29 protein-coding genes are annotated in these 26841 nt (G+C 59.9%); 17 read left to right on the top strand and 12 right to left on the bottom strand.

Annotation, left to right across the window (positions count from 1 at the left end):
- Nucleotides 1-23: 23 nt before the first annotated feature.
- The gene (locus Q7L55_04945) at nt 24-1199 is read right to left on the bottom strand and encodes a tyrosine-type recombinase/integrase (protein MDO8731906.1); all 1176 of its coding nucleotides are present in this window, start codon (nt 1197-1199) and stop codon (nt 24-26) included.
- A 303-nt stretch (nt 1200-1502) separates the two neighbouring features.
- On the opposite strand from Q7L55_04945, the gene Q7L55_04940 reads away from it, so the two are divergent.
- From Q7L55_04940 to Q7L55_04925, 4 genes are all read left to right on the top strand, one after another.
- Nucleotides 1503-1955, top strand: a complete 453-nt coding sequence (locus tag Q7L55_04940) for an OB-fold domain-containing protein (protein MDO8731905.1) — start codon at nt 1503-1505, stop codon at nt 1953-1955.
- A 35-nt stretch (nt 1956-1990) separates the two neighbouring features.
- Complete coding sequence (locus Q7L55_04935) at nt 1991-3175, top strand: thiolase family protein (GenBank protein MDO8731904.1); 1185 nt, start codon at nt 1991-1993, stop codon at nt 3173-3175.
- 651 nt (nt 3176-3826) lie between these two features.
- On the top strand, nt 3827-4279 hold the full coding sequence (locus Q7L55_04930; protein MDO8731903.1) for an OB-fold domain-containing protein: 453 nt from the start codon (nt 3827-3829) through the stop codon (nt 4277-4279).
- 34 nt (nt 4280-4313) lie between these two features.
- Nucleotides 4314-5498 (top strand): thiolase family protein, encoded by a 1185-nt coding sequence (locus Q7L55_04925; GenBank protein ID MDO8731902.1) that lies wholly within the window; start codon nt 4314-4316, stop codon nt 5496-5498.
- A 52-nt stretch (nt 5499-5550) separates the two neighbouring features.
- Here the strand turns inward: Q7L55_04925 and Q7L55_04920 are convergent, their stop codons facing one another.
- Both Q7L55_04920 and Q7L55_04915 read right to left on the bottom strand, forming a co-directional pair.
- Nucleotides 5551-5958, bottom strand: a complete 408-nt coding sequence (locus Q7L55_04920) for a protease inhibitor I42 family protein (protein MDO8731901.1) — start codon at nt 5956-5958, stop codon at nt 5551-5553.
- Nucleotides 5959-6036: 78 nt separating this feature from the next.
- Nucleotides 6037-7083: a PQQ-dependent sugar dehydrogenase gene (locus Q7L55_04915; GenBank protein MDO8731900.1), complete on the bottom strand. Its 1047-nt coding sequence runs from the start codon at nt 7081-7083 to the stop codon at nt 6037-6039.
- A gap of 120 nt (nt 7084-7203) precedes the next feature.
- Between Q7L55_04915 and Q7L55_04910 the strand changes: the two genes are divergently transcribed.
- Nucleotides 7204-7980, top strand: coding sequence for a thioesterase family protein (locus Q7L55_04910; GenBank protein ID MDO8731899.1), 777 nt, complete (start codon nt 7204-7206; stop codon nt 7978-7980).
- Nucleotides 7981-8133: 153 nt separating this feature from the next.
- On the opposite strand, the gene Q7L55_04905 is transcribed toward Q7L55_04910, so the two are convergent.
- Nucleotides 8134-8718: a class F sortase gene (locus Q7L55_04905; protein MDO8731898.1), complete on the bottom strand. Its 585-nt coding sequence runs from the start codon at nt 8716-8718 to the stop codon at nt 8134-8136.
- A 75-nt stretch (nt 8719-8793) separates the two neighbouring features.
- Complete coding sequence (locus Q7L55_04900) at nt 8794-9876, bottom strand: ice-binding family protein (protein ID MDO8731897.1); 1083 nt, start codon at nt 9874-9876, stop codon at nt 8794-8796.
- A gap of 367 nt (nt 9877-10243) precedes the next feature.
- Here Q7L55_04900 and Q7L55_04895 point away from each other — a divergent pair, with 367 nt between their 5' ends.
- From Q7L55_04895 to Q7L55_04870, 6 genes are all read left to right on the top strand, one after another.
- Entirely contained in the window at nt 10244-10699 is a 456-nt protein-coding gene (locus tag Q7L55_04895; GenBank protein ID MDO8731896.1) for a Rieske 2Fe-2S domain-containing protein, read from the top strand.
- A complete protein-coding gene (locus Q7L55_04890) occupies nt 10624-11073 on the top strand; it encodes a hypothetical protein (GenBank protein MDO8731895.1) in 450 nt (149 codons plus the stop codon). Before Q7L55_04895 ends, Q7L55_04890 begins: the two co-directional genes overlap by 76 nt.
- A 44-nt stretch (nt 11074-11117) precedes the next feature.
- Nucleotides 11118-12050 carry an ABC transporter substrate-binding protein gene (locus Q7L55_04885; protein ID MDO8731894.1) on the top strand — a complete coding sequence of 311 codons (933 nt, stop codon included), beginning with the start codon at nt 11118-11120 and terminating at the stop codon, nt 12048-12050.
- A gap of 67 nt (nt 12051-12117) precedes the next feature.
- Complete coding sequence (locus tag Q7L55_04880; GenBank protein MDO8731893.1) at nt 12118-13065, top strand: amino acid ABC transporter permease; 948 nt, start codon at nt 12118-12120, stop codon at nt 13063-13065.
- Between the two features lie 8 nt (nt 13066-13073).
- Nucleotides 13074-13826 carry an amino acid ABC transporter ATP-binding protein gene (locus Q7L55_04875; GenBank protein MDO8731892.1) on the top strand — a complete coding sequence of 251 codons (753 nt, stop codon included), beginning with the start codon at nt 13074-13076 and terminating at the stop codon, nt 13824-13826.
- A gap of 14 nt (nt 13827-13840) precedes the next feature.
- Nucleotides 13841-14680: a hypothetical protein gene (locus tag Q7L55_04870; GenBank protein ID MDO8731891.1), complete on the top strand. Its 840-nt coding sequence runs from the start codon at nt 13841-13843 to the stop codon at nt 14678-14680.
- Here the strand turns inward: Q7L55_04870 and Q7L55_04865 are convergent.
- Nucleotides 14673-15500 carry a UbiA family prenyltransferase gene (locus Q7L55_04865; protein ID MDO8731890.1) on the bottom strand — a complete coding sequence of 276 codons (828 nt, stop codon included), beginning with the start codon at nt 15498-15500 and terminating at the stop codon, nt 14673-14675. The genes Q7L55_04870 and Q7L55_04865 overlap by 8 nt on opposite strands.
- A gap of 121 nt (nt 15501-15621) precedes the next feature.
- Here Q7L55_04865 and Q7L55_04860 point away from each other — a divergent pair, with 121 nt between their 5' ends.
- Entirely contained in the window at nt 15622-16512 is an 891-nt protein-coding gene (locus Q7L55_04860; GenBank protein MDO8731889.1) for a hypothetical protein, read from the top strand.
- A gap of 3 nt (nt 16513-16515) precedes the next feature.
- Here Q7L55_04860 and Q7L55_04855 read toward each other — a convergent pair whose 3' ends face one another.
- Genes Q7L55_04855 through Q7L55_04830 form a run of 6 tightly spaced genes read right to left on the bottom strand, consistent with a single transcriptional unit; the run spans nt 16516 to nt 22545 of the window.
- Nucleotides 16516-16956, bottom strand: a complete 441-nt coding sequence (locus tag Q7L55_04855) for a hypothetical protein (GenBank protein MDO8731888.1) — start codon at nt 16954-16956, stop codon at nt 16516-16518.
- Complete coding sequence (locus Q7L55_04850) at nt 16949-18397, bottom strand: CopD family protein (GenBank protein MDO8731887.1); 1449 nt, start codon at nt 18395-18397, stop codon at nt 16949-16951. Before Q7L55_04850 ends, Q7L55_04855 begins: the two co-directional genes overlap by 8 nt.
- On the bottom strand, nt 18394-19041 hold the full coding sequence (locus tag Q7L55_04845; protein MDO8731886.1) for a hypothetical protein: 648 nt from the start codon (nt 19039-19041) through the stop codon (nt 18394-18396). Before Q7L55_04845 ends, Q7L55_04850 begins: the two co-directional genes overlap by 4 nt.
- A complete protein-coding gene (locus tag Q7L55_04840) occupies nt 19038-20990 on the bottom strand; it encodes a cbb3-type cytochrome c oxidase subunit I (GenBank protein ID MDO8731885.1) in 1953 nt (650 codons plus the stop codon). The genes Q7L55_04845 and Q7L55_04840 overlap by 4 nt, the downstream gene beginning before the upstream one ends.
- Entirely contained in the window at nt 20987-21850 is an 864-nt protein-coding gene (coxB, locus tag Q7L55_04835; protein MDO8731884.1) for a cytochrome c oxidase subunit II, read from the bottom strand. The genes Q7L55_04840 and coxB overlap by 4 nt, the downstream gene beginning before the upstream one ends.
- The gene (locus tag Q7L55_04830; GenBank protein MDO8731883.1) at nt 21850-22545 is read right to left on the bottom strand and encodes a hypothetical protein; all 696 of its coding nucleotides are present in this window, start codon (nt 22543-22545) and stop codon (nt 21850-21852) included. The genes coxB and Q7L55_04830 overlap by 1 nt, the downstream gene beginning before the upstream one ends.
- Nucleotides 22546-22668: 123 nt before the next feature.
- On the opposite strand from Q7L55_04830, the gene Q7L55_04825 reads away from it, so the two are divergent.
- From Q7L55_04825 to Q7L55_04805, 5 genes are all read left to right on the top strand, one after another.
- The gene (locus tag Q7L55_04825) at nt 22669-23514 is read left to right on the top strand and encodes a cytochrome c oxidase assembly protein (protein MDO8731882.1); all 846 of its coding nucleotides are present in this window, start codon (nt 22669-22671) and stop codon (nt 23512-23514) included.
- Nucleotides 23511-24056 carry a TlpA disulfide reductase family protein gene (locus Q7L55_04820; protein ID MDO8731881.1) on the top strand — a complete coding sequence of 182 codons (546 nt, stop codon included), beginning with the start codon at nt 23511-23513 and terminating at the stop codon, nt 24054-24056. The genes Q7L55_04825 and Q7L55_04820 overlap by 4 nt, the downstream gene beginning before the upstream one ends.
- A 112-nt stretch (nt 24057-24168) precedes the next feature.
- Nucleotides 24169-24783 (top strand): hypothetical protein, encoded by a 615-nt coding sequence (locus tag Q7L55_04815; protein MDO8731880.1) that lies wholly within the window; start codon nt 24169-24171, stop codon nt 24781-24783.
- 88 nt (nt 24784-24871) lie between these two features.
- Nucleotides 24872-25198, top strand: coding sequence for a hypothetical protein (locus tag Q7L55_04810; protein ID MDO8731879.1), 327 nt, complete (start codon nt 24872-24874; stop codon nt 25196-25198).
- Nucleotides 25199-25285: 87 nt separating this feature from the next.
- On the top strand, nt 25286-26704 hold the full coding sequence (locus Q7L55_04805) for a sugar porter family MFS transporter (GenBank protein MDO8731878.1): 1419 nt from the start codon (nt 25286-25288) through the stop codon (nt 26702-26704).
- Nucleotides 26705-26841: the final 137 nt, after the last annotated feature.

Raw genomic sequence — 26841 nt, 5'->3', positions numbered from 1 at the left:
ACTACAGCCCTATCCCTGAGGCCTCAGCCTGACTTCTTCCGCGTCGTGATGTCGACAACCGTTGCGCGCTGCGCATTCATCCGCTCCGCGATGCTGCGGCCGTTGTCGCGCGAGGCGTGTGCGTAGGCCATTGCAGCGTTGACCGTCGAATGCCCCATGCGACGCTGGAGGTCCATTAACGTCGCCCCGTTCGTCGCAGCAAGCAGTTGGCCCGAGTGGCGCAGATCGTGCACACGCACGTTCTCGTAGCCCATCGCGCGCAAGGTCCGTGAGATGGCGATCTGGATGGCGTTGTAGGCACACAGTCCCGACCGCGTCGGGAAGAGCAATCCGTCGGGGCCGATGGGGGAGTAGTCCCTCATGTGCTCTCGGAGTAGCTCGGTGACGAACTCCGGCAGCACGATCGTGCGCACGCCGGCACGCGACTTGGGCGTCTGTACGGGGTATTCGCCGCGAATTGGGTAGACCGCGCGTTCAACGCGGATCTGGGAGTGCTTCAAGTCGATGTCCTTGCGCCGCAGTTCGGCAGCCTCGCCGAGACGTATCCCAGCCCAGGCGAGCAGGTACACCGTCGCCTTGTAGCGCTCGGGCACCTGGAGTGCGAGCTCCTCGATCTCGTCGATGCCCAGAGTCGGCCGCTCCGCATGACGGTAGGTGCTCGCTCCCTTGATGCGACAAGGGTTGTTGGGGACGAGCTCGTCCTCGAGTGCCGTGTTCATGATCGCCTTGAGCAGGCGGTACGCGTGAGCCTGCGTCGCCGAACCGACCTGATCGGGCGCCATGAAGGGCGCCTTCTTTACGGCGGCAACGCGCAGATGCTCGCCAAGCTCGGCGTACCAAGCTCGCACAACAGCTGGCGTCACGTCACCGATCATCATCGACCCGATGCGTGGGTCGATGTGGAGATTCCAGACCGAGCGGTAGCGCTCGCGCGTAGATGCTTTGATCGGGCGCTGGTCTACCCAGGTGCGCCCGAACTCACCGAGAGTGATGTTCGCATGCTTGGGCGCCTTCCACGTCTCGCGAACGATGTCGGACTCCTGCGTGGCCAAGTACACATTCGCGTCGGCCTTCGTCGCGAAGGTTCGCGGAGCCGTGCGCTGCAGGCCATCGCCGCCGACATAACGCGCCTGGTAGCGCCCGGACGGCAGTTGTCGAACGCTGCCGAACGTCCGCTTGCGCGGCTTCCTTGCGACCACGAGATCCCCCTTGGCGTACGGCTTCAGAAGTGTCCTTACGTCGTTCCACGTGTGTGACTCAAGTGGCACGTGCCAGGCACGATGATGACAATACGTCGAGAAGTGGTTGCAGCGCAATAACTATTCGACCTAAATTGGGTGCTCATAATCTGGTCGTCGCGGGTTCGAGCCCCGCCCGCCCCACTTCACCAGCAATGGAAAAGTACTGCGCGCGGCGGCGCGCCCGCAGTACCTTTACCCAGTTCCGGGGCAAGCGTCCACGCTGCCATTGCCGGTTGAGCACCTGATGCGGAGGAAAGAACGATGACTGTCGCGAGCATCAACATCCCCGAGTCGGCAACAGCGTCCGACTATCCCCCGATCCCCGACGTCGACAAGCTGACCGAGTTCTTCTGGGAGGGTGCGGCTAACCATCAACTGCTCATCCTGCACTGCCACGCGTGTGACACCTACATCCACTACCCGAGGCCGATCTGCCCGAACTGCCTGTCGATGAACGACCTGGCGCCGGTGCAGATGTCGGGACGGGGCACCATCTACTCGCACACGACCGCCGTGCAGGCGTTCCACCCCTACTTCGTCGACAAGGTGCCGTACAACCTCATCGTGGTCGCCCTTGAAGAGGACGAGAACATTCGGATTACCAGCAACATGGTCGAGATTGCCAACGACGACATCCGCATCGGCATGCCTGTCCAAGTGACCTTCCAGGAGGTGGCCCCAGGGCTCTCGCTCCCGCTGTTCAAGCTCGCCTGACCGGCGGCACTCATTCAGATCTCAAGGAGGACTGCATGGCAAAGCGTGATCGCGTCGCCGCAATCGGCGTCGGCTACTCAAATACGGGGCGTTGGTTGGGCCTTTCCCGTCGTGAGTTGGCAGCACAGGCGGGCGTCGCCGCAATGAACGACTGCGGCATCACCGCCGACCAGATCGACGGCGTCGTGCTGCACGCTGGCATCGCTGGCGCGGAGCCCCCGGGCTTGGACCGCATCGACGCCATCGACGTGGGCCAGATGCTTGGCATCAAGGAGCTCAACTACTACAACGCCGACGAGATGGGCCCCGCCTACGTGCACGCCGCCATCTCGGCAATCGCCGCGATCCAAAGCGGAATGGCGCACACGGTGCTCACGATGCGCGTCATCAACCAGCGTCTAAACACCAGACAGTTGAGCGCCGAGATGTCTAAGCCGACCTACGTGGGCGGCGACGCGCAGTTCGTTATGCCGTTCGGGTCGCTCAATGGCCCCAACAACATCGGCGCGCTGCCCGCGCAGCGGCACATGGAGCTCTACGGCACGACAGAGGAGCAGTTCGGTGCTCACGTGATCGCCCAGCGCGCGCATGCGGCGCTTAACGACGAAGCGATTCTGCGCGATCCGCTCACCATGGACGACTATTTGAACTCGCGTTACGTGAGCAAGCCCATGCGGCTGCTCGATTGCGACTATCCAGTGGACTCAGCTTCGGCCATCATCTTCACCACGGAGGAGCGCGCGCGAGACTTCAAGAAGAAGCCCATCTTCGTGGAGGCTGCTGCACACTCGGCCGTTGAGGTTCTGGGCGGCGGCTTCGAGAAGATCGCTGACATGAACCACAACTCGCCGTACCACGCCGCGAAGACTCTCTGGTCGCGCACCGATCTCAAGCCTTCCGATGTGGACTGCGCGCAGTTGTATGACGGTTTCACGATCATCGTGTTCCAGTGGCTCGAGGCACTCGGCTTCTGTGGCGAGGGCGAGTCCGGCCCGTTTGTCGCCTCCGGTGCAACAGCGCTCGGCGGAAGCCTGCCGGTGAACACCGATGGCGGCGCCTGCAATGTTGGCCGCCGGCACGGCGCCAACTTCTGCATCGAATCGGTGCGTCAGCTGCGCGGCAACGAGTCTGGCGCACGCCAGGTGAAGGATGCGAAGGCCGCCGTCTGGGCCAACGCGGTCGGTCCCTTCTCCGGGGCGTTTCTCATGACGGCGGACTGAGCAGCCGCACGCCCCACCGCGAGAACCCCATGTAAGTCAATGGGTTTCGTCCTTTGGTCACCTGCTTGCTAGTCCGTGATTCCACGTGCAAGCCCCTCGCTATCGCACGCAAACAGTCGCAGCGAATCTGACAAATCACTCGATCGCCTAGGCCTCAATATCGCGCTGTGAATTGGACGTGACTGCGCAGCAAACCGAATGGGGCAACTGTGGAGACAAATTACCTTGAGCCCCGCGTGGGGCATGTTTGCGGCACTTCACCTCTGTTGTGCCGCACACAGACCCACTGTTTCCGCCAATGGAGAGCGGCGGGGTCGTCGACCCAACCTCCGACTTTCTAACGCACGTCACCGGTCCAGATCCCCACTCGTCGATCGGGATTGCTATCGGTCTGATTGACGCCATTCATGTTGTTCAGTCGGCGGCCGCGGCAGCCGAGGCTTGGATCCATCGAAGCGTATGACGCCTTCCCCGACGGCCGCGGTTCGATGGACTGGCCGCTTGGAGGCGCCGAGCCATCGCGCGGGTGCTGCTGGACCTCGCTTGAGGAAAGCCTGCGCGCTGCCTCGCGGCCACAGTAAGTTGACTCCAGTCCGACGCAGGAGTCCTCGCTGATCTTGCCGGTTGAGCCCTGATGCGGAGGAACGCACGATGAATGTCGCGAGCATCACCATCCCCGAGTCGGCCGAGGCGGCCGACTATCCACCCATCCCCGAACCGGACAACCTCACGGAGTTCTTCTGGGAGGGCGTCGCGAGCCATCGCCTGCTCATCCAGCACTGCGACGCCTGTGACACGTATATCCACTATCCGCGTCCCATCTGCCCGAAGTGCCTGTCGATGGACCACCTCGCGCCGAAGGAGGTCTCGGGTCGGGGCACGATCTACTCGCACACCACCACCGTGCAGCCGTTCCACCCCTACTTCGTCGACAAGGTGCCGTACAACCTCATCATCGTGGCGCTGGAGGAGGACGAGAACGTCCGCCTGACAAGCAACCTCATTGACTACCCCAACGACGACATCCGGATCGGCATGCCCGTCCAGGTGACCTTCCAGGAACTGGCCCCCGGGCTCACCCTCCCGCTCTTCAAACTCGCCTGACCGGCGTTGCCCACTTAGCTCCCAGGAGGACTGCATGTCTAAGCGTGATCGCGTCGCCGCCATCGGCGTCGGCTACTCGACGACCGGTCGTCGCACCGGCTTGACCCGCCGCCAACTGGTCGCGCAGGCCAGCGTGAAGGCCATGGCGGACTGCGGCATCACCGCCGACCAGATCGACGGCGTCGTGCTGCACGCCGGCGTCGCTGGCGCAGAGCCCCCGGGCCTGGATCGCATCGATGCGCTAGATGTGGCCCAGATGCTGGGAATCATGCCGATCAGCTTCTACAACTCCGACCAGGGTGGACCCGCCTACATCCATGCCGCGATCTCGGCGATCGCCGCAATCCAGAGCGGCCAGGCCCACACGGTGCTCACGGTGCGCGTCATCAACCAGCGCCTGAGCAGTGCCCAGGAGCGCGACTCCGTGCAGGGGCCGATGCTTGTGGGCGGGGACTCCCAGTTCACGATGCCATTCGGATCGGTGACGCCGATCCAGACCATCTCCGCCCTGCCAGCTCAGCGGCATATGGAGCGGTACGGGACGACCGAGGAACAGTTCGGCGCGCACGTGGTCGCCCAACGCGCCAACGCGGTGCTGAACGACGATGCGCTTATGCGCGACCCACTGACGATGGACGACTACCTGAACTCGCGGTACGTCAGCAAGCCGGTGCGCCTGCTCGACTGTGACTACCCGGTGGACTCGGCCTCCGCGATCATCTTCACCACCGAGGAGCGGGCACGCGACTTCGCCAAGAAGCCGGTCTTCGTCGAGTCGGCCTCGCTCTCGGCCACCGACATTCTGCCTGCGGGATTCGAGAAGGTCGTCGACATGAACCACAGCTCGCCGTACCACGCCGCGGAGCTGATGTGGTCGCGCACCGACCTGAAGCCGGCCGACGTGGACTGCGCTCAGTTGTATGACGGCTTCACGATCATCGTGTTCCAGTGGCTGGAAGCTTTGGGCTTCTGCGGGGAGGGCGAGGCCGGGCCCTTCGTGCAGTCCGGCGCGACGCGCCTCGGAGGCAGCCTTCCGGTGAATACCGATGGCGGCGCCTGCAACGTGGGACGCCGACACGGTGCGAACTTCTGCATCGAGTCCGTGCGTCAGCTGCGCGGCAACGAGTCGGGCGCACGCCAGGTGAAGGATGCGGAGGTTGCTGTCTGGGCCAACGCGGTCGGCCCCTTCTCCGGGGCGGTCCTCATGACGGCGGAATGACCGACTCGCCTTGCTCGACAGCGAGGGTCAAATCAGCTCGCGCACGAACCGGCTAGTGGACAGTGACCGTCAGCGCGACCTCATACTGCGCGGCAGTGCCACCTGGCGGGACCGTGCCGAAAGTGATCTTCGCCTTGCCGCCCGCCTTGCCAGTGATCGTCCATACAGTCACGCCGCCAGCACCGGGCAAGCCGACCTGACCCAAGGTCTTGTAGACGCCCTTGGTGAGCTTGATCGCTGACTGGTCGCCCGTGATTGTGGTAACCCAGTGGTAGCCGGTGCTGGGGTTCGTCGCCAGACGCACATCGGCAGACTGTCCGACGGCCAAAGTCGTTTTGCCTGGCACGTTGAGGAGATTGTTCTTGGCGCTAGCGACCGGAGCCATGGCAACAAGGGCCGTGAGGCTCACAACGAACGCGGCAGCAATGGCAGCGGAGCGGACAGAGCGATTCTGCGTCATGGCGCAAGTATGTGCCTGAATTGCTCTCGCCTCGTGCCCGCCCGCCTCACTACCTCGATCGTGCTATCCAGATTTGGGCTATGGATTGACCGTTAGCCGCAGTATCCGATCGTCGCCGGGGCGCACATTTCCTCGTCCATCGGTATTGCCGGTGATCAACCACATCGAACCGTCTGGCGCAGCGCCAACGGTTCGCAGCCGACCCAAGTCACCTATCTGCACCGCCGTTGCCTTGCCAGCACTTGAGCCGCTGAGTGGCACCTGCCACAGCACTTCGCCCCGCAGGCTTGCCACGTAGGCAGTGTCATCCACGATCGCGATGCCACTGGGGGAGGCTAGGGATGTCGGCTTCCATTGGGTGAATGGATTGACGAACTTCTTGTTGCTTGAGCTGCCCTCGACCTTGGGCCAGCCGTAGTTCTTACCTGCTTGAATCAGATTGAGCTCATCGGCCTTCTTCTCGCCGAACTCACTTGCCCAGAGTTGGCCCTTTGCATCAAGGGCAAGTCCTTGAACATTGCGGTGGCCAAGTGAGTACACGCGCGAGTTCTTGAATGGGTTGCCAGCCGCAGGCTTTCCTTGCAGATCGATGCGAAGGATCTTGCCGTTCAAACTCTTCAGTCTCTGCGCTGACGATGGGATTCCGGCATCGCCAGTGGCAACAAACAAGGTGTTGTTCGGGCCAGGCAGGATGCGGCCTCCGTCATGGTGATCGGCCTTCGCAATGCCCGTCAGGATCGCAGTTTGCTTGCCTAGCGAGCTGCCATTCCAAGCGATGCGCACCACGCGGTTGTCATTCTTCGTTGTCTCGTAGGCATAGATCGCAGTTGGATTGCTCGCTGGGATCGCAGCGATGCCGAGCAAACCACCTTCACCTAGAGCAGACACGCCTTTGACTCGGCCGACAATGCTGACCTTTCCGGCTGGCGTCACGCGCTTGATGAGTCCGGAATTTCGCTCGCTCACCAAAGCACTGCCATCAGGCAAGAAGGTCAGACCCCAAGGCGTGTTGAGTCCGGTGGTGATGGTCTTGGCGATCTGAACCTGAGCAGCGTTTGCGCTTGGGACGCATGCGATCAAGACGAGCGCACTGACAACGAAGCACACGGTATTGAATCGGCGCATATTTGATAGTAAGTCGCTGTTGATCCTTGGCGAAACCGAGACGGCAATCCGGCATTTCGACAATGATGCTTGTGCTGGCGGCCCAGGCAACGAGCGAACGTTGCTACCAAAGGAGCTTTCATGACCGCGCTTGCCGACATCGTGCAGTTGGACTCCCTCAGTGATGATCGATTTCTCACGCACAACATCGTGACAAACGGCGGCTTTCTCTATGGCGGGCAAGTTTTGGCGCAGGCATTAAAGGCCGCGTGCATGACCGTTGATGCAGAACGCGTGCCGCATTCCCTGCACGCCTACTTCATTGCTGGTGGCAAGAGCACTGAACCCATTGAGTTTGCCGTCTCGCGTGATCGCGACGGACGTGCGTATTCGGCGCGGAGTATCGCTGTCATGCAAGAAGGACGTTTGTTGATGAACATGCTGGCCTCCTTTCAGGTGCCAGAAGAGGGAATCGAAGCGCAGGCGCCGACATTTCCAAGTGTCGCGCGGCCTCCTGCTGAGCCGAATCTCTATTCATTGCCAACATCGCCCGATGCGCTTGTCTGGGATCCGGAGCCGGACGCCAACCTTCCGCACCCGACTCAAGCCTGGTGTCGCTTCGAATCGGAACTGCCTGATGATCCAGTTCTTCATGCGTGCGGCTTGGCCTACATGTCGGATTTCTTCAATGGACTGGTGCGGTTCGACGAGTTTCCCGCGAAGGTATCGGTCAGCAGCCTTGATCACGCGATGTGGTTCTACCGACCTACGAACATGAACGAGTGGCACCTGATGGATTGGGTTGGTCATTCAATGTCCGGTGGGCGTGGTCATTACAGCGGACAGTTCTACGACGCATCGGGCGTGATGGTCGCAGGCGTGACTCAGGAAGCCTTGGTTCGCATACCCAGCGCGTAGCGAGCAGCACTCTCACCCGCGACTCCGCCGGCACCGCAGAGCGAAGACCGGTGAACCCGCGCCCAAGAACGATGACCTCGTAGTCGACCACGGAGTGACTCCAATTGCTGCAGATGGGCATTGCCCAGCCGAACTTGGGCCATGGTTCCTCATCTACTCGATCAGCGCTGCAAAGACCACCAGATTCGTGAGGTAAGCACGTCGTCTTGAGTCGAAGCCGTCGCAGGTGATCAGCCGCAATCCGGCGAATCCAATATTTCCATACACCAGTTTTGTCGGGAATCTGCTCTTCTTGTAGGTCGCGATTTGCGTGATGCGAAAGACTGCCGTACTCCCGTCAACTCGCGTGACGACGATGGTGTCGCCTAGCGCCAGGCTTGAAAGGTGCGCAAAAACTCCGTCCTGACCGTTCCAATGCACGTGCGCGGCAATCACGGCCGGGCCGATCTGCCCAGGGGCAGGCGCTCCTGTGAACCAGCCTGCGGTGTAGGCATTTGGGGGAACCTGGAGAGTCCGATTGGAATTGAGCCCAAGTTTCATGAGGGCCGCATTCACCCTGATGGCCGGGATGCGGATGCGGGCAGGCAAAGAGCGAGAGAAGGAAGGCGCGACGCCCGTCTGCTGCTCGAAAGAAGCCTTGACGGGCAGTTGGACTGCCGTAGAACCCGGAGCGCATGCACCGAGAGACAGGGTAATCGCGAGGATGCTTATCGCCGCGATCACCCCGCGATCACTCAATCGACGAGAAGTCGAATTGCATGGCCACCGAGCCCTGACTGCTGTTCTTTGGAGCAAGAACATTGCGGTCTGGTCTTATTCGTTGCTGTAGTTGCCGGTGTTGACTCCGCCAACTGGCTTGAGCGGAATTTGCGCCGCCGGTACAGGCCGATGAGTTGCCACAGGCTGACGAACCGGCCGGATTGTCGGGGTCGGAATCACTCCTGGAGGGGTTGCTGTCGGGGTTGCCGTCGGGGTTGCCGTCGGGGTTGCCGTGGGAGTTGCCGTCGGGCTTGGGTTTGTCAATGGGTTCGCTCCACTGCCAATGCAGAGGCCGGTGCCGTTGTACTGGCCTCCCCAGGGACACACCAGACCTTGAGCTAGTGGCCCAATATTTGCGGCATAGACGATTTCCGCTGAAGGAGGTCCAGAAGAGGTATTTGAGCATCCGGGCCTTGAGATCGTGTTGGTATCCAGAGTGACCGCACCGTTGCGCGCAAGAGCGCGGCCTTCGATGCTCACTCCCGTTGTTACGGTGATGTCGGTGAGCGCCAAGATGGTGCCACGAAATGTCGAGCCGGTTCCCAGTGTTGCTGAACTACCAACCTGCCAGAAGACGTTGCAGGCCTGAGCGCCGTTGATCAATGACACGCTGCTGCCAGAAGCCGTGGTGAGAGTTGATCCAGCCTGAAAGATGAACACTGCATTCGGGTCGCCTAGTGCATTCAGGGTAAGATTGCCGGTGAGACCTAGCGATGAGGCTGAGGTGTAGACACCAGATACAAGGGTCGTGCCACCAAGATCTGCACTGATGGTTTGGGTTGATGCCTGTCCGGCTGCTGAGTTGTAGGCAGTGACCAAATCGTCCTTTGCGCCTTGGGTTACGGAGTCACCAGCATGGTTGGTTCCATTGATCGTCATGGATCCAACGCCTGTGATCGTCGTCGTTGGGAAAGTACCAATGTCACCATTGAGGGTCGTTGCACCGGTGTTGGTAACACCCGCACCTGCCAAAACGACAAAACTATCCGCGGTCCCGAGTCCGACAGCGCTTGCAGCTTGCGCTACACCTGAAAGTGCCACAACCAAACCACCAATTGCGGCGAACGAGATACCTGTAGCAACCAGGCTCTTGACCCTTCTAGTACGAATCCCTTGGGTACTTGATTTCCTGCTCATGATGACCGCCTCTTCGCGCATATGTGACGCCCCATGCGTCCAGACACACAGGGTCGGATGAACTCTAACGCAGGCCGATCAGAAAGCGCGGGTTCTGGACGCCGATTGCCGCGACTCGCGGTCGAATTTCCTAACTAGAAAGCCATCAACAGAGTTGACGCGACTTTCTTCTTGCAGAATGACAGCATTGGCCTCCATAAGCAAACATATTCGGACCTAAGACCTTTTCTAGATTCCGGGAGAGTTTGAGGTATAGAAACTTCACGCGCCCAGCCAAAGCTCTTCCGACAGCGACATTGCTGACGCGTCATGTGCGTAACGTCAAAGCAACGGAGGGTTCACGTTTGTTCACGATGCTTGGGATGTGGTGGCCTCGGGCAATGAGATAGCGCGCGATCCGGCGCCACGCGAAGTCTGCACAATTCCAGTGGTGCTCTATCGAAAGTCAGATGGAACGATCGATGCCTTAAGCGATCGCTGCGCGCACCGAGGATTTCCGCTCTCGGCTGGAACAGTTCTAGACAATGCAATTACGTGCGGCTACCACGGTTTCACCTACGACGGCACAGGCGTTTGCATCCACATTCCGGCGCAGGAACGCATTCCGAAGGGTGTGGCAGTCCGTCCCTTCCCACTCGTGGAAAAAGACAGCTGGATTTGGATCTGGATGGGTGATGCAGAAAAGGCCGACGAGTCGAAGCTCCCGGACACACACTGGATGAGTGATCCGTCTTGCACACCTCCACGGTGGGTGAGGACTACATCGTCGAACATGGCGTCACAGTGGAAGCAAATGGTGATGTGGAGTCGGTTGATCGGCTGATGTCAGGAGTTCAGGCTCCGCCCTTGTACGCCCGCACGATGAACACTGAAGGTCCTTACGGTGGCTTCCACTGCACCGAGTTCCACGCGCCAAGCTTTCACATTCTGCATTCGGGAATCACGGGAACGGGTCGGCCTCGTGAAGACGGCTATCTCATCAAGGTGCTCAATGGAATCACCCCAATTGACGCGGATCATTCCCTGTACTACTACGCGTTCAGCCGCAATTTCGCCGTCGATCAAGAGTGGGCGACCCAGGAATCTATTGAAGGACTCGCCACGGTGCTGGACGAGGACAAGAATGCCGGCATAGCGAAGGCACGTCGCGTCATGGAACGGCTTCTCATCGCTGAGAAGGCAAGCCCCCGGGGGTAACCCCATCGTTCGGGCACAGTGCCCGGTCGCACGAAGGAGGATTCATGCTCGGATTGCGCAAGACACAGTTCGGCGCCACGGTGGTGCTCGCTGCGTCGCTGGCTCTCACCCTTGCTGCTTGTAGCAGTTCGGACTCAGCTGATGCGACGGCCTCTCCGGCTGCTTCAAGTGCGGCTGCTTCTACGGCAGTCACGGTGGACCCAGCAATTCAGGCACTCCTGCCAGCAGACATTGCGTCAGCGGGAACCTTGAGCATTGGTACCGAACTTGGATACCCCCCGATGGAGTACACCGAGGCAGATGGCACGACGCTCACTGGCTTTGACATTGATCTGGCCAACGACATCGCCACGTTGATGGGTCTGACGCCTGAAATCAAGAACGCGACCTTCGACTCAATCATCCCCTCAGTCCAAAGCAACCGCTATGACCTGGGCATCTCCTCCTTCACCATCAACCCAGAGCGCGAGAAGCAGGTCGACTTCGTCTCATACTTGACTTCAGGTGATTCTGGCGTCGTGCCCACAGGCAATCCGAACGGCATCGCCTTGGACAAGTCGATCTGCGGCACCAAGGTCGGTGTGCTCAAGGGCAGCACTCAGGAGACCGTGACGATTCCCCAACTCAACAAGATCTGTGTGGATGCTGGAGTGCCAGAGATCGCCCTCACCGTGATCGCTGCTTCTGATCAGATGCCGATTGCCCTGGCAAGTGGCCGAGTGGATTCGCTGATTTCTGATACGGCGAACGCGGCATCCATCGCTCAGGGTTCATCCGGCAAGTTCGAGCTCTCGGCTGGAACCCCGCTGAACTCCGTGCTTCTTGGAGTCCTCATGAACAAGAAGAGTGGGCTTGCACCCGCAGTCCAGGCAGCCATCCAGTCTCTTATCGACAGCGGCCGCTACCAGGAAATTGCCGGCAAGTACGACCTGGAGACCAGCACGCTGACATCGGCTGAGGTCAATCCGAAGTCCTAGTCACTAGCGATGGTGGGTGTCGTCAAGTGCGGCGCCCACCATCGGCATTTCTCAGGGAGGAGCAGGAATGACCCAACCGGTTGAGCCCATCAAGGCCGTCCCCGTGCGTCATCCTGGCCGCTGGATCGCCACTGCAGTGATCCTCGTGCTCGTCGCGATGTTCATCAACATGGCGGCTACCAATCCCAACTTCTCCTGGGATGTCGTTTGGGAGTTCTTGTTCAACAGCCAGATTCTCAAGGGAGTCTGGGCCACCATCTGGATAACCGTCATCGCAATGATCGTGGGCGTTGCACTGGGTGTCGTGTTTGCGGTGATGCGACTGTCGCCGAATCCTGTTCTCTCGAACGTGGCGATGGCCTATATCTGGTTCTTCCGCGGCACGCCTGTACTGGTGCAATTGATCTTCTGGTTCAACCTCGCTGCACTTGTCCCGATGCTGTCCATTGGCATTCCATTCGGACCGACCTTTGCCAGTTGGGATACCAACGATGTCATCACGCCATTCATGGCTGCGTTGTTGGGACTGGGGTTGAACGAGGGCGCATACATGGCTGAAATTGCTCGCGCTGGCATCCAATCTGTCGATGAGGGACAGGGTGAGGCTTCGTCGGCGTTGGGCATGAGTCGGGCACAGACGATGCGCCGGATTGTGCTGCCGCAGGCGATGCGCGTAATCATTCCGCCGACTGGCAACGAAGTGATCAGCATGTTGAAAACCACTTCACTGGTAAGCGTGGTTGCGCTTCCAGAGTTGCTCTACAACACGCAACAGATTTATGCGCGCACCTATCAGACGATTCCATTGCTGATTGTGGCAAGCATTTGGTACTTGATCCTCACCTCGGTGCTTACTGTTGGGCAGTTCTACATTGAGCGCCACTTTGGTCGCGGCTCGTCCAGCCATGTGGAGCAATCCTTCCTGCGGCGCTGGCGTCGGAACATGTTCAAATTCCATCAATCTCCACCATCACCTTCGGCAACGATTCTTGATCCGAACAGCGGTGTGCGATGACTATTCCAATGGTCAAGAGCGAAGGCGTGTACAAGCGCTTTGGTGGACTCGAAGTACTCAAGGGCATTGATCTCGAAGTTCAACGCGGTGAAGTGTTCTGTCTCGTTGGTCCATCAGGATCAGGAAAATCCACATTCCTGCGCTGTATCAATCACCTTGAGAAGGTGGACGGCGGACGACTATCTGTTGATGGTGAACTCGTGGGCTACCGCGAGTTCAATGGCAAGCTCCATGAACTTCGTGATCGAGATGCAGCGAAGAAGCGACGCGAGATCGGAATGGTCTTTCAGCGGTTCAATCTCTTTCCGCACATGACTGCAATTCAGAACATCATGGAAGCTCCTCTGCGCGTCAAGGGTGAACCAGCTGAACGAGTTCGCGGGCGTGCGGTGGCCTTGCTTGAACGCGTAGGGCTCGCCGATAAGGCGAACTCATATCCACGTCAATTGTCAGGTGGTCAGCAGCAGCGTGTTGCGATAGCTCGAGCGCTGGCGATGGAGCCCAAGTTGATGCTCTTTGATGAGCCGACGTCGGCCTTGGATCCGGAATTGGTTGGCGATGTACTCGACGTCATGAGGCAGCTTGCCATCGACGGAATGACCATGATCGTGGTCACCCACGAGATGGGATTCGCGAGAGAAGTCGGAGACAGTCTGGTATTCATCGACGGCGGCGTCGTGGTTGAATCAGGACACCCGCGCGATGTTCTGGCCAACCCACAGCATGAGCGCACGAAGGTTTTTTTGTCCAAGGTGCTGTGACGAGGAGTGCAGTCATGAATCGACTCAAGATCCCGGCGATCCTGACGGCCGGATTGCTGGCCGCAGTATTGGTCGCGCCTTCGGCCTTGGCGGCATCGGCGAATCCGAGTCCGCCTCCGGCTTCACCGGCTGGAAGCAAGCCGTCGAACACCGTGCAGGGGCCAGCCGCCCCTGGTTCGGCTGGTCCACTTCTTGCTGAGGCTCAGCAGGTGTTCCAGACCATGACGCAGACCCAGTACACGCACAAGTACACGATCAATCCCACCGGGGGCATCTACTACTGGGACTGCGTCGGGTTCACCAACTGGGCTCTGAAGCAGGCCACTCCGAACGCCTACGCGGCCTTCCACACGCAGATGAATGTCCCGACCAACGCCTCAGGCCATGTGGCGCTGTGGGCACAATTCCTGAAGGGCACACCGGGTCCGGCGTGGAACGCGGTGCCAACCGTGGCCTCTCTGACCGGTGGCGAACTCATGATCATCCCTGGCGAGATCCTGCTCAATGGGCAGGTGCAGTACGGATCTGTCAAGGGCGGGGTGTCCTACCCCGGACACGCAGTGATCATCGCCGGCCCTCCGCTGATGCTCTCGGACGGCTCCTATGCGGTGTTCGTCTATGACTCCACCGCAGTCCCCGGCCACGGTCAATACGACTCCCGCTACACCGACCCCCGCGCACTGCCAATGGCAGGCACCACGAACAAGTACTCAGGCACGGGATACGGAACGATGCGCTTGACGGTCAACTCCACCGGGGCCCCCGCTGCTGTGTATTGGTCTGCGGCGAACAAGTCACCGATCATGTTCCACAATCAAGTGGTTGTCCCTGTGCTGGCTCGCCCGCTCAATTGATGATCGATACATCCGAAAGTAGAAGCAGGGCGGCGTCCGCTAGGGCTATGAGCAAGATGGCTTTGAAGAACAAGGCTGCCTTCAAGTAGCCGAGGATCCCTATTGCGGCGCTGAGCAATCCAGCAGCGGTAGCCACCGCGGGATTGGAGTCCCAGAGTTGCCGCACAAGCAGAGCAGTTCCCAGAAGAAGCAGCGCGAGCGCCAGCACTTTGCTGTTCCGTTCACCGAGCGCGATGGCAGCGGTGGTATGGCCGTACTCAGCATCAGTCGTCGAATCCTGAGCCGCGTTCGCCAGATGCGCGGCAACGCCGATGGCCATGAACACCACGATCGACCAGATGGCCGGGGCATGTGCGGGATCCAGTCCTTCAGTTATGAATGCCGGAAGTAGACCGAATGCGATGGCGTATGGCAGCCATGACCAGCGAGTGCGGGAAAGCCGCAGGTTGTATGCCCAAGCCGCAGCTAAGGACGCGACATGGAAAGAGCCAGCCAGGCCAGCTGCGGCAAAGGAGGCAATCACGCTGATGGCCACTGCAACAGTTGCGCATCGCCAAAGCAGCCCAACGCTCAATGCGGCAGCCACAACCGGCTTATCGATGCGGCCGGCGGCCTGGTCCATGTGGGCGTCGTGGGCATCGTTGCTCCAACCGACACTCAGCTGTCCTGAAATCATCGCCAAAACGAAGAGCGCGAGCGGAATCGAATGCCAGCCTGACCGCCAGGCCAGGGTCGAGACGACGACGGTCACGGCCAGAGCAGGCGCAGGGTGGGCGGCGCGGAACAGCAGCAACGCCGATCTTGGCAGACCCGCACTCATGGGTGAACCCTCGCATGTCACGGTCGGGTGGCATGGCCGCACGCACTCGCGGGACAGAACCGCACAGTTCGCCCTACGCTGCTGCACGAGCAGGAGAACAACCGTAGAAGGAGACTCGCCGATGTCGCAGGATGGAACAGTTGTCACTCCACCCGTGGAGCCGGGCTACTTTCACCGGCTCGGACTGGCCGCACGCATGGAGGACGCCTACGTGCCGTGGCTGAAGCGCGTGCTCGGTGCAGTGTCGATCGATTCGGGAATGCGACAGGTGCAGGGCATCCCTTTCGGGCATGACCGACCAGCAGCCAGTGAGTCTGGTGCGGCAGCCTCGGAGATGGTCTGGCTCGGTACCACGCCCTTCTGCATCTTCGCCGCGGATGATGAGGTGGGGCCCCTTGGCCACTTCGTGGCTCGAAACGGTCCGGGCCTGCATTCGGTGGCCTGGACGGTCGAAGACTTCTGGAAGACCGAAGCACTGCTTCGACGCTATGAATACCGCATCACTGGAGTCGACATCTCGGGACGACACTTCTTCATCCATCCTGCTGACACTGCGGGTCTGCTGATCGAGATCACCGACACCGAGTTCACAAAGGACCCCCGCGATGATGCCGCGTTCATGCCTCCGCGGCCGGCGGACAGTGTCGTGCAAGGTGCGAATGTGGCCTGGATGACTGTGGCCGTGGCCGACCCTGCAAAGTCCGCTGAGGTGCTGACCTCACTCATCAACTGCTCTGCCGTTGATGGCCTGCCACGAGCAGCAGGCGAGGAGGTCATTGATCTGCAGATGCACGATGTCGTCATCCGGCTAGCTCGTCGCCCAGCGGACGATGTCCGTCGCGATCAGTTTGATTCCTTCTGCTTGTCAGTGCCAGATCTCGACGACACATGTGCGCGCTTGCAGGCTGATGGCATCGCCATCGCCAGCCGCGAGGGCAATCTTGCGTGGACCGAGCAGGCTGACACTCTCGGCATGAAGATTCAGTGGGTGCAGGCCGAGGCCTCGTCCTAGTCCTCAGTCCTGTGGTGCTTGCCCCGGCGGATCGCTGCGATGCAAAGCTCGCAGGTATTCCTGCCACTGCTCAAGTTGGGGATCAAGCTGCGCAGGTGTGCTCATCGTCGTCCCAGTCTCGTGATCTGCGGCAATGGACTCTGCCTCCAAGCCGGCAATCCGGCGGCGCCATTTCGCGGCGAAACTCTCAGTGAGGCTGCCCTCTTTCCAATAGCGGTACCAAATCCAGATGCACACCGCACCGATCAAGGGCCATTGAAAGGAGTACACCCAAGCTCGCCAGACTCCATCGGTTGCGCGTCGCACTTCGACCACAGTCAGCACTGAGCACAGCAGCAGTCCAAATGCGAGAGGGATGTGCAGTTGCCAGATATCGCGTCGATTGCGGCCTCGCTGCTCGGGGACTTCGGGCTCTTGAATGTTGGCATCTCTTGGGTCAGACACTGATCACCTGCTGAGCTCGTTGCGCGGGGTCTGGAGTGCGGTCTGCGGCTAGCGCGAGGAAGACCCCTTCGGCTACCAGAATGCTTAGCAAGTTCAACTGCCAGCTTGATCCTGCCGGTGCAGCAGCCGTCACGAAGATGATGACAGCCGGATATCCGACCATCATGACGATCAGCCCGTTCCACCTTCGTGGCCCGTCAATTGCCAAACACCAGAGCCACGCAGTGCTTGCCAGCAATACGCTGGACACCATCACGCCAAATTCGACGCCAAGCCAAGAGTTGAGCAAGCCAAGTCCAGCCACCTCGGCGATCACAACGAGCAGCGCAACGGATGCAATCTCAGGAAAAGAGCGAAGGTGCCTGAGCAGTGCGCGTGAGGCATTGAGCGGGTAGACGACACTGATCAAGGCAGGCAGGAGGACAGCGATGGCCAGGATTGCCAGCGGAGTGAAGCTGCCGTCTCCGCTGCCAATGCCATCGAATCCGATGCGCGACAAGACGATGGCCACGGCGACAGCGATGCCCATCAGTGTGAATTCCCAGGCGGCGAATCGGCCGAGCGGACCCAGAGGATGGCGGTTGTTCGGAATCTGTCCGACGACGCGCGTGCGCTGAAGCCAACCCAAGCGGATAAGCCAGCCGAGCAGCACAGCCTTGATCAGCACAAGGGATCCATACAAGGTGCCGACGAACAGGCTCGCCGAACCAACGCGGAGTGAGGCATTGAGCAAGCCTGCCTCGCCCAGAATGATCACGCACCACAGTGCAAGCACACTGAGACGCGGAAGCAGCTCAGCGGCTCGTGAAGGCTCACTCAGGAGGTAGGCAAGGCTCGCAGCCAGCGCGCCAATCCAGATCGAAGCTGCGGCAATGTGCACAGCCAAGCTGATCGTCAGCGAGATGTGTGCGGTGGAAAAACCGCCGTGTCCGAGAAATGACGGTGCAAGGGCTGATGCGATGGCAATGCATGCCGAGATCCACCGCACGATCTTCCCCGCGTCCAGCATGCTCAAAGCGAGCACCAGCACGACTCCGATCGCCTGCAGGCCAAACACACGACCCGGCAAGGTGTCCGTCAGGAATGGCCACCAGATTGACGGATCCAATGCCTGCAAGGGCGTCAGTGCAGTCACTTCCGAAACCGTGCTCACAAGAAGCACCACGAGTGTGACGAGCCAGACCAGTGCCCACCCGATCGCCCAGTTCAGGATTCGGCGTGATTGGGGAAGCAGGAGCAGACCCCCAACAAGGAGCGAGCCAACGGTGAGTATCGATGCAACATCGCGCGCGAAGCGCAGGCTGGGCAATGCCCACATGATGAAGTCGGGCGGCGTCGCCAGCCCCGGGTACTGCTTGATGGTGAACAGCCCGGCTGCCCAGAGCAAGACGAGCAGGGCCGGCAGCCCCCACCAAAGGCGCGTTCCCAGTTTGAAGTTCACTCCTGGAAGGTGCCAAAGGTCGGGCTGTTGGTGTTCGGGCTTTCTGTCATGGTGCTTGCACAGACCGCGCCAATCAGAACAGCAATGCAGACCCAGGACATCCACATCGCCACGAAGCGGGCGTGTGAGTGGTTATTGGGAGCAATGCGCCCAGCTCTGGTGCGCATCATGATCGCCAGGGTGAGGAACAGCACGACCGAAAGATGGATACAGGTGGCCAGTGCCAGCCAGAAGGTGGCGGAGGCATAGGCGCCATCTGCTGGGCCAAATGGAAAAGTTGAGACCTGTATGAGCTGCCCGATGAAAGCCAAGAGAACCAGCAGAGTTGAAAGACCAGCACCGAGGATGAGGCGGCCGGTGTGTCCGTGCGCAATGCCACGTACTCCCCACCACATGCAGGCAGTGGCCAGTGCCAGTCCGAGAAAGATCGCCCAGAAAGGCCAAGCTGGCGCCCAGGTATTTCCCGGCGGGGCCCACGCATTGTTCACGTTCAACGACCAGAGGTACGAATAGGCAATCAGCAGCGCGACGGTTCCCGTGGCATCGGAGACTATGCAGAGCCATACGCCAAGACGATTGCGCCGGGCATTTACCTCCACAGGCTCACCAGTGGTCGGGTAGAGGGCCGGCGTCTGCGTGCTCATCGGGCTCCCACGCTTTCGTTGTCGTCCTTGGCAAGTTCGGCATCGACTGCCAGATACGGATCAGGAACGCCGTAGTCGTAGGGATCGCCGGTCACTACGGGCAGCACCGGGAAGTTTGCCAGTGGCACGGGCGTCTGAGTCTGCCAGTCGAGAGTCTTCGCGCCCCAGGGGTTCGACGGCGCGGCCTTGCCGCTGCGCCATGAGGTGAAGATCGCGTACAGGAAGATCAGCATGCCGATGCCGATGAAGTAGGCACCGATCGTCGAGATCCAGTTGGCAATGTTGAAGGCATTGTCGAACTGCAGCACTCGACGGGGCATGCCTTGCAGTCCGGATACGAACATCGACATGAACGTCACCTGGAAGGCGAGGAAGGCAGTCCAGAATCCGATCGATCCGATGCGCTCGTCGAACATGCGACCGGTCATCTTCGGGAACCAGTAAGCGATGGCTCCCATGGCGCCGAAGAGCCCAGCGCCCATGAGCATGTAGTGGAAGTGTGCGACCACGAACATGCTGCCGTGCATGAATTGATCGACAGGAACATCGGAGAGATACACCCCGGTTATCCCGCCGATGATCTTGCACCAGATCATCGCGTAGACCGCCATCATCGGCAGCCGAGTCCAGACCTTGCCGCGCCACATGGTTCCGAGCATCACCAGCACAAGGAATCCAAAGGGAATCGAGATCAGTTCAGTTGACAGCATGAAGGGGTATCCGGCGGCCGGAGCGAATCCGGTCATGTACATGTGGTGGACCCAGACCACGGCGCTGATAGCGACCACTCCAGCGAAGCCGGCGATCGCGAGCTTGTAGGAGAAGAGCGGCTTGCGCAGGAAGACTGTCATCAGTTCGAGCATCGCTGCCGTGACGGGGATGACGATCACGTAGACCTCAGGATGCCCCAGCAGCCAGAACAGGTTCTCGTAGAGCCAGACGCTGCCGCCGGCGTGGGGCGTGAAGAAGGAGGTGGAGATGACGCGATCACTCATCGCCATGATCTGCGAGTACTGAAACATGGGAAACCAGATCAGGCCCATGATGGCGGCGGCCAGGATGCCGACCACGAAGATGGGCACGCGGTTCCAGGTCATGCCTCGAGCTCGCATGGTGACGATGGTGGTGATCAGGTTGACGCCGGCGATACCCGTGGAGAATGCGAAGGTGATGATGCAGACCTGGTAGCCGATCATGCCGATCGGCGCCTGTGTCCCCAGCGGCTGGTAGACCGTCCAGCCATCGCGGATGCCACCGAGCAAGAGATTGGCCAGCAGTGGTGGCACTGCTGCGAACAACAGCCAGAAGCTGAGCGCATTCAATCGGGGGAAAGCCATATCGCGCGCGCCGATCATCAGCGGCATGATGAAGTTTCCGAGTGGCCCGGCAACGACGATGATCATCGCGACGATCATCACGATTCCATGGGTGCCGATGATCGAGTTGTAGAAGTTCGGGTCGAAGACTTCGCTCCAGGTCACACCGAGCTCTGTGCGGATCAGCATCGCGAAGAAGCCGCCGAAGCCGAACAGCACCAGCGCCATCACCAGATATTGGATGCCCACCACCTTGTGATCGGTGGTGTACTTCCAGTACTTCATGTGTCCCTGGCCCTTGCCAGCCATGTACTCGGAGTCGTCGTGAGTGAGGTCGTGGCCGAGCATCCATCGGATCGGACCGGCGAATGCACCGATTCCTGCCATGAATCCCACGACCCATGCGACGAAGGTTGCCCCGATCAGTGCATTGAGTCCGACTTGCTGGAAAGTGGCGTCCTGAGTTCCCCAGGGCACCAGCCGCGAGCCGATCATGTAGGTGGCGGTCGACAGCAGCACCCCAGTGATCGCCCCGGTGAAGATGTTCGTATGGCGAAGGAAGCCTCCGGCGCCACCGTGCTGGCGCGGCTGCGGCACCGAAGGGTGCTCGTGGATCACGGCAGTCATGCTCATGCTGTGCGTCTCCCGCCTCGTTCGCGGATCCACGAGTCGAATTGGGCCTTGCTGACAACCTCAATCGTGGTTTCCATGTATGCGTGATGAAGTCCGCAAAGCTCTGCGCAGCGGATATTGAAGGTGCCGAGCTTGTTCGGGGTCACTCCCGTATTGGTGATAGCACCGGGATTGGCATCGATCTTGACTCCGAGCTCGACGATCCAGAAGTTGTGGACGACGTCCTTCGAAGTCACATTGAAGTACAAGGGCGTGTTCACTGGAACCACGAGCACATCGCTTTGCACCTTGCCCTGATCTGGATACTCAAAGGTCCAGAGCCATTGCTGCGCGGTCACGTTCACGTCGATCGTCTTGGTCGCATTCGGCTGCTGATTCGCGGGGGAGGAGCCGTACGCGAAGGCCGTGATGTTGGCGAGCTCGCCCAGACCCCAGATCACCAGGAAGGCAGCGAGCACGCTCGTTGCAGTGATCCACAGGACAACTGCGATGCCGTTCGTGCGAATCGCAGGTGACTCCTGCATCGGTGGATCCTCGCCCGTCACGCGTCCCCAGCCGAAAAGGCTGTAGATGAGGATCGCTGCCGTGATGGCCATCAATGGGGCCGAGACGATCGTGAAGACGAAGACGGTGCGCTCGAGTTCCACCATGATCGATGACGCTGGGCCACCGGTGAGCTCCATGAAGTGGACTACGAGCCAGGCGATCGGCAGGATCAAGATGTTCAGCACCACGAAGATGACAAGGATGCGGCGCACGTAGGGACGCGACAGCCATTCGCGTAACCGGTAGGTCGCGTCCGGACGGTTCGTTGGCTCCTCAGGCTCGTCGAGCTCTGGCGTTGGGGTGTCAATGGACATCAGACCACCGTGACCGTTCCGCTCATCCAGCCTCGTTCACTCATGACTCCGCCGAAGTCCACATAGCTGTTGCCGCATGGGTCCTCGCAGTTCCAGATGTAGTCGCCAGGTGCTCCGGTGATGAACGAGAAGCTGATGACCTCCGCCTTCGGATAGCCGTTGGTCAGATTGGGTGCGTTGTCGCCAACTGCGAGCATCGGCACGCTCACGAAGAAGTAGGGCTGTGTGGACTGCGGATACTGATGGATCGTGAAGGTGTGGGCGACCATGGTCGGATCGATCTTTGTCTGAGTCTTGCCGTTGTACACGGCCGTCCCATCGACTGTGCCATGAACGGTGGAGAAATAGGGATTCCAGACCGTCGTCGCCCCGTCGTATTGGTGGACGGTCACTGTGATCAGTGAGTGAGCTGGCAGTTGCAGGCTGGTGGATGGCCAGTAGAAGGGCCAGCCGTCAGTGTCGATCGCGGCATTGACGCCGGAAGTCGGACCGGGAACCGCTGTAGAACTTTGCGGATAGATCGAGAGATCGAGAGTGGCGTGCGGCAGATCACCCTGAGGGGTCGGTGCCGTTCCAATGACCTTGGCGACCAGCACTTCGGGCTGTGCCTGCCGCTTGCTGAGGAGCCACACGGAGCCCGCGACAATTCCCACGCCGATGAGCACGGTGAGAATCGTGAACAGCACACGCTTCACGTAGCCCGCCATTTCGTAGAGCGCCTCACTGTGGAACCGTGAAGTCAGCGCGACACTATCGTTCGGGCGGGCACAGACGAGCGGAATTCAAGCGGGATGCGAGGTGAATCTGTGGCGAGTTCTATGGAACTGTTTCTCTCCCGCTGGACATTCGACCTCTTCCTTGCCGTCAACCTTCTTGCAGCCTGCGGCTGGTATCTGTGGGCGGCTCGACGCGCGGCCAGACGTGATCGGTGGCATGCCGGTCAGACCGTTTGCTTCCTGACCGGAATCGGATTGATCGCAATCATCTACCTCGGCCCGATCGCGGCCTGGTCGCACACCTTCTTCTGGGCGCACATGACTCAGCACCTCGTGGTGATGATGGCTGCAGCACCTCTGCTCGTCCTGGGATCACCGATGACTCTGATCTTCAAAGCGAGCAGTGACGCCACGCGCAGGCGCTGGTTCGCACCGATCATGCGGAGCCGATCGGTGCGAATCCTGACGAACTCTGTCGTCACTTGGCTGCTGTTCGCGGCTGTCCTGCTCGGTGTCCATTTCACCGCCTTCTACAATTGGGCTCTGGTGAACCACGATGTCGACGCCTTCCTGGAGCAGCCCGTCTATCTGATCGCGGCCTTCCTCTTCTACTTCCCGCTGATCGGATCCAATCTGCAACCTCGGCGTCCAACTCATGCGACCCGCATGATCTCCTTGGCCTTGATGATGATTCCCGAAGCGATCACTGGCGCCGTGATCTATTTCTCGCCGGTGCTGCTCTATCCGGCCTTCGCTGTGCCGAGGCCTTTCGGACTTGATCCCATAGGTGACCAGCAACTCTCTGGGGCATTGATGTGGGCCCTGGTCATGGTTGTGGATGCTGGCTGGCTGATGCTCGCCGCGACAGAGTGGTTTACAAGTGAGGAACGAAGAGGGCAGCGCATCGACCGCGCGTCTGCGGCCGCAGCCATGGAAGCGGCCTCGTGAAGAGGCTGGTGGTGGTGGCACTCAGCGCCGTGCTCCTGTTGAGTGCCTGCGGACGCGATCCCCTGGGAGTTCGAGTCTCGGAGGAAGTCGGGGTCACCGCGTATGCAGCAAGCGATCGAGTGGATCTTCCGCCAATTGCCGGCCAGACTTTGGGTGGGGATCAACTGTCACTCGCTGACCTTCGTGGCCACGTTGTCGTCTTGAACTCGTGGGCATCATGGTGCTTGCCCTGCAACGACGAAGCCGCTGCTCTTGCTGTCGCATCAACGAAGTTCCAGGCTGATGGGGTGAAGTTTGTCGGCTTGGATGTCACTGATCAGGATTCGTCGGCTCGCGAATACACCTCAACTTATGGCATCAAATATCCAAGCATTCTGGACCCCAAGGGAACCAAACTCGCATTGATTCCAAGCGTTCCACCAGGTGCCCTGCCAAGCACCCTCATTATTGATCGCCAGGGCCGCATTGCTGTGCGCTTCATCGGGGCAGTCAAAGAGCCGGGATTCTCTGAGCAGGTCAAGGCTGTCCTCGCTGAAGAGTGAGAACGCGAGCGCCCCCTTGAGCGTGGCTATCACTGCTTGATGCACCGGGGTGAATACTTTTCAACGAGGTAGACTCCAGTGATTCACGTTAGGCAGGTATTGGGGGTTAGGCGTGCGTAAGGTATTGGCGGCAAAGGCAGGCGCGATCCTCAGCGGCGCCATGCTCGCAATGTTGCTCACAGGTCTGCCCGCTCAAGCAGCCTGCAACGACTATGGCCAGCCTCCCTGCCCAGTGCCAACTGTGACTCCCCAGCCCCCTGCCCCCAGTCCTTCTCCGACGCAGACGCCGACGCCGACGCCGACGCTCACCCCGGAACCCGTTGAGACAACTAATCCTCAGCACGCCGAGGTGATCGGCGAAGGCGCGATCATCGTTCTGAGCCAAGCAGAAGCCGAGAGTGCACCTCCCCGCTTAGTGCTGCATCCGCTCGCGGGTCAGACCGTGCTGATGACCAGGCTCGAGGCCGAGCAGATAATCGTGCAATTCCTGCGGCCCCGGGTGAAGTACCTCTCACAGATCTTCGCTCACGGCAAGTGGTTCACGATTGGAACTACCACCGCCAATGCCAAGGGTCAACTGGTGCTCCCTGCAATTCGCGGTATCGAACTTGGGTTCTATCCGATTCGGCTCATCCCGAGCGTGACTTCCGGTTCCGTCGAAAAGGGCACCAAGTTCTTCAAACTCGGCATTGTCAAGGACAAGGTCGCCGCGGCTGCAGCGCTATAGCGCGCGTTGGGGAACTCCGAGTAGCTCTTCATACTCACCAATTTCGCGTGCATGACGCGTCTGCGGTTGCTTCGCCTAATGTGGGGCCATGCGCGCATTTACGTCAGTTCTTGCAGGAGCCACTCTCGTGGCCGGATTCGGTGTAGCCCAATCCACCGACAACCGATCCCTTGGCGGCGTCGTGCTTCTGGCTGGTGCGGCGGTCTGCGGATTTCAGTGGTGGCGTGAGGCGGGACCGCTTGCAGCGGGATTGAGCGAGGGGGTATTTGTCCTGGCCTTCGCGGGATCGCATGTGCTGGCCAAACCCATCGGCGCTTGGCCTTCAGTTGGTGTTGTCGCCATTGCGACAACGGCGATCAGTTACGCCCTGACCAAGCCAAGAAGCGCGCAAGGATCGCATCTAGAACTTGCATAGAAGCGCCACTGAACTCCTTGCGTGTTCCTGTGTTCAACAGGGCCTTCCTTTGGTTTACTGCCTTGACCATCCACGCGAGGGGGCCGAATGCAGAAGGATTACCGCACCGGGCGCGTCGTCGGCTTGGCAACCTCTGCTGCCTTGGGCGGATTCCTCTTTGGCTACGACTCGGCCGTTATCAACGGTGCCTCTGCCGCCATTAAATCCACCTTCGGATTGAGCGACTTCGCGCTTGGCTTTGTCGTCTCCATCGCTCTTGTTGGCTCGGCCATCGGAGCCTGGTTTGCTGGATACTTGGCCGATCGCTACGGCCGCCAACCTGTGATGCTCTTTGCAGCAGGACTGTTCATGCTGGCAGCGATAGGACAGGCCTTCCCGTTTGCAATTGCTGATCTGGTTTTCTGGCGCTTCATCGGCGGGGCAGGAATTGGCGTTGCATCGGTCATGGCCCCGATGTACATCTCCGAGATCGCGCCGGCGCCAATGCGCGGACGGATGTCTTCGCTTCAACAGTTCGCCATTGTCATTGGCATCTTCGCCACCGGCCTGATCAACTGGATGATTCTGAATGCATCTGGAGGAAGTGCCCTCAATAACTGGCTTTTCGACCTCCCCGCCTGGCAGTGGATGTTCCTTACGATGACGATCCCTGCGGCCATCTACGGCGTGCTGGCTCTTCGACTTCCGGAATCTCCCCGATTTCTGGTTCAGATGGGTGAGGAGGATCAAGCCAAGGACGTGCTGCGGCAGATCTACAGCGCCGATCCCGAGGTTCGGATCGCCGAGATCAAAAGTTCAATGAAGGGCGAGCATCGGTCCTCGATGAAGGATCTGCGTGGAAGTCGATTCGGGCTGATGCCGCTGGTTTGGATAGGCATCCTGCTCAGTGCCTTCCAGCAGTTCGTTGGCATCAATGCGGTCTTCTACTATTCAAACACCATCTGGCAGTCGGTTGGTTTCACTGAGGATCAGGCATTCCAGACCTCATTGATCACCACTGGTGTGAATGTGGCCTTCACCGTCGTTGCCATTGCGCTTGTAGACCGCGTCGGTCGCAAACCCCTACTCCTTGTGGGGTCGGCGGGGATGGTGGTCACCCTTGCGACGCTGACGTACGTCTTTGGTACAGCCCCGATTGGTGCAGACGGCAACCCGATCCTGACTGATGGCCCCGATATCGTTGCGCTGTTCTCGTTCAACATCTACGTCGCATTCTTCGCAGCGACCTGGGGCCCGGTTGTGTGGGTTCTGCTTGGAGAGATGTTCCCGAATCGGATTCGTGCAGCTGCCCTCGCGCTTGCTGTGGCTGCACAGTGGACCGCGAACTTCATCGTCTCCACGGCATTCCCGCCCATCGCCGGCAAGAGTCTTGGTATTGCCTACGGCATCTTCACGATCTTCGCCCTGTTGTCGATTCCATTTGTCTGGCGCAAGATCAAGGAGACCAAGGGCATCGAACTGGAGGACATCGAAGATCTTGAGTCCACTTCTCTTCAACCCAGTTGAAATTTCAATGCACGTTCCTTATGGACGCGTAAAAGTCAAGGCTTGAGGCAATTGCAAGACCCGAACAAACTCACACGTCGCTAGTGGTGCGCTTCGGTCCTAAAAGGGGTTGAATGAATGGGTACCGATCGAAGTGT

The sequence above is a fragment of the Actinomycetota bacterium genome (assembly GCA_030650795.1).
GTDB lineage: Bacteria > Actinomycetota > Actinomycetes > S36-B12 > S36-B12 > UBA11398.
This window is presented reverse-complemented; position numbering and strand designations above follow the sequence as displayed.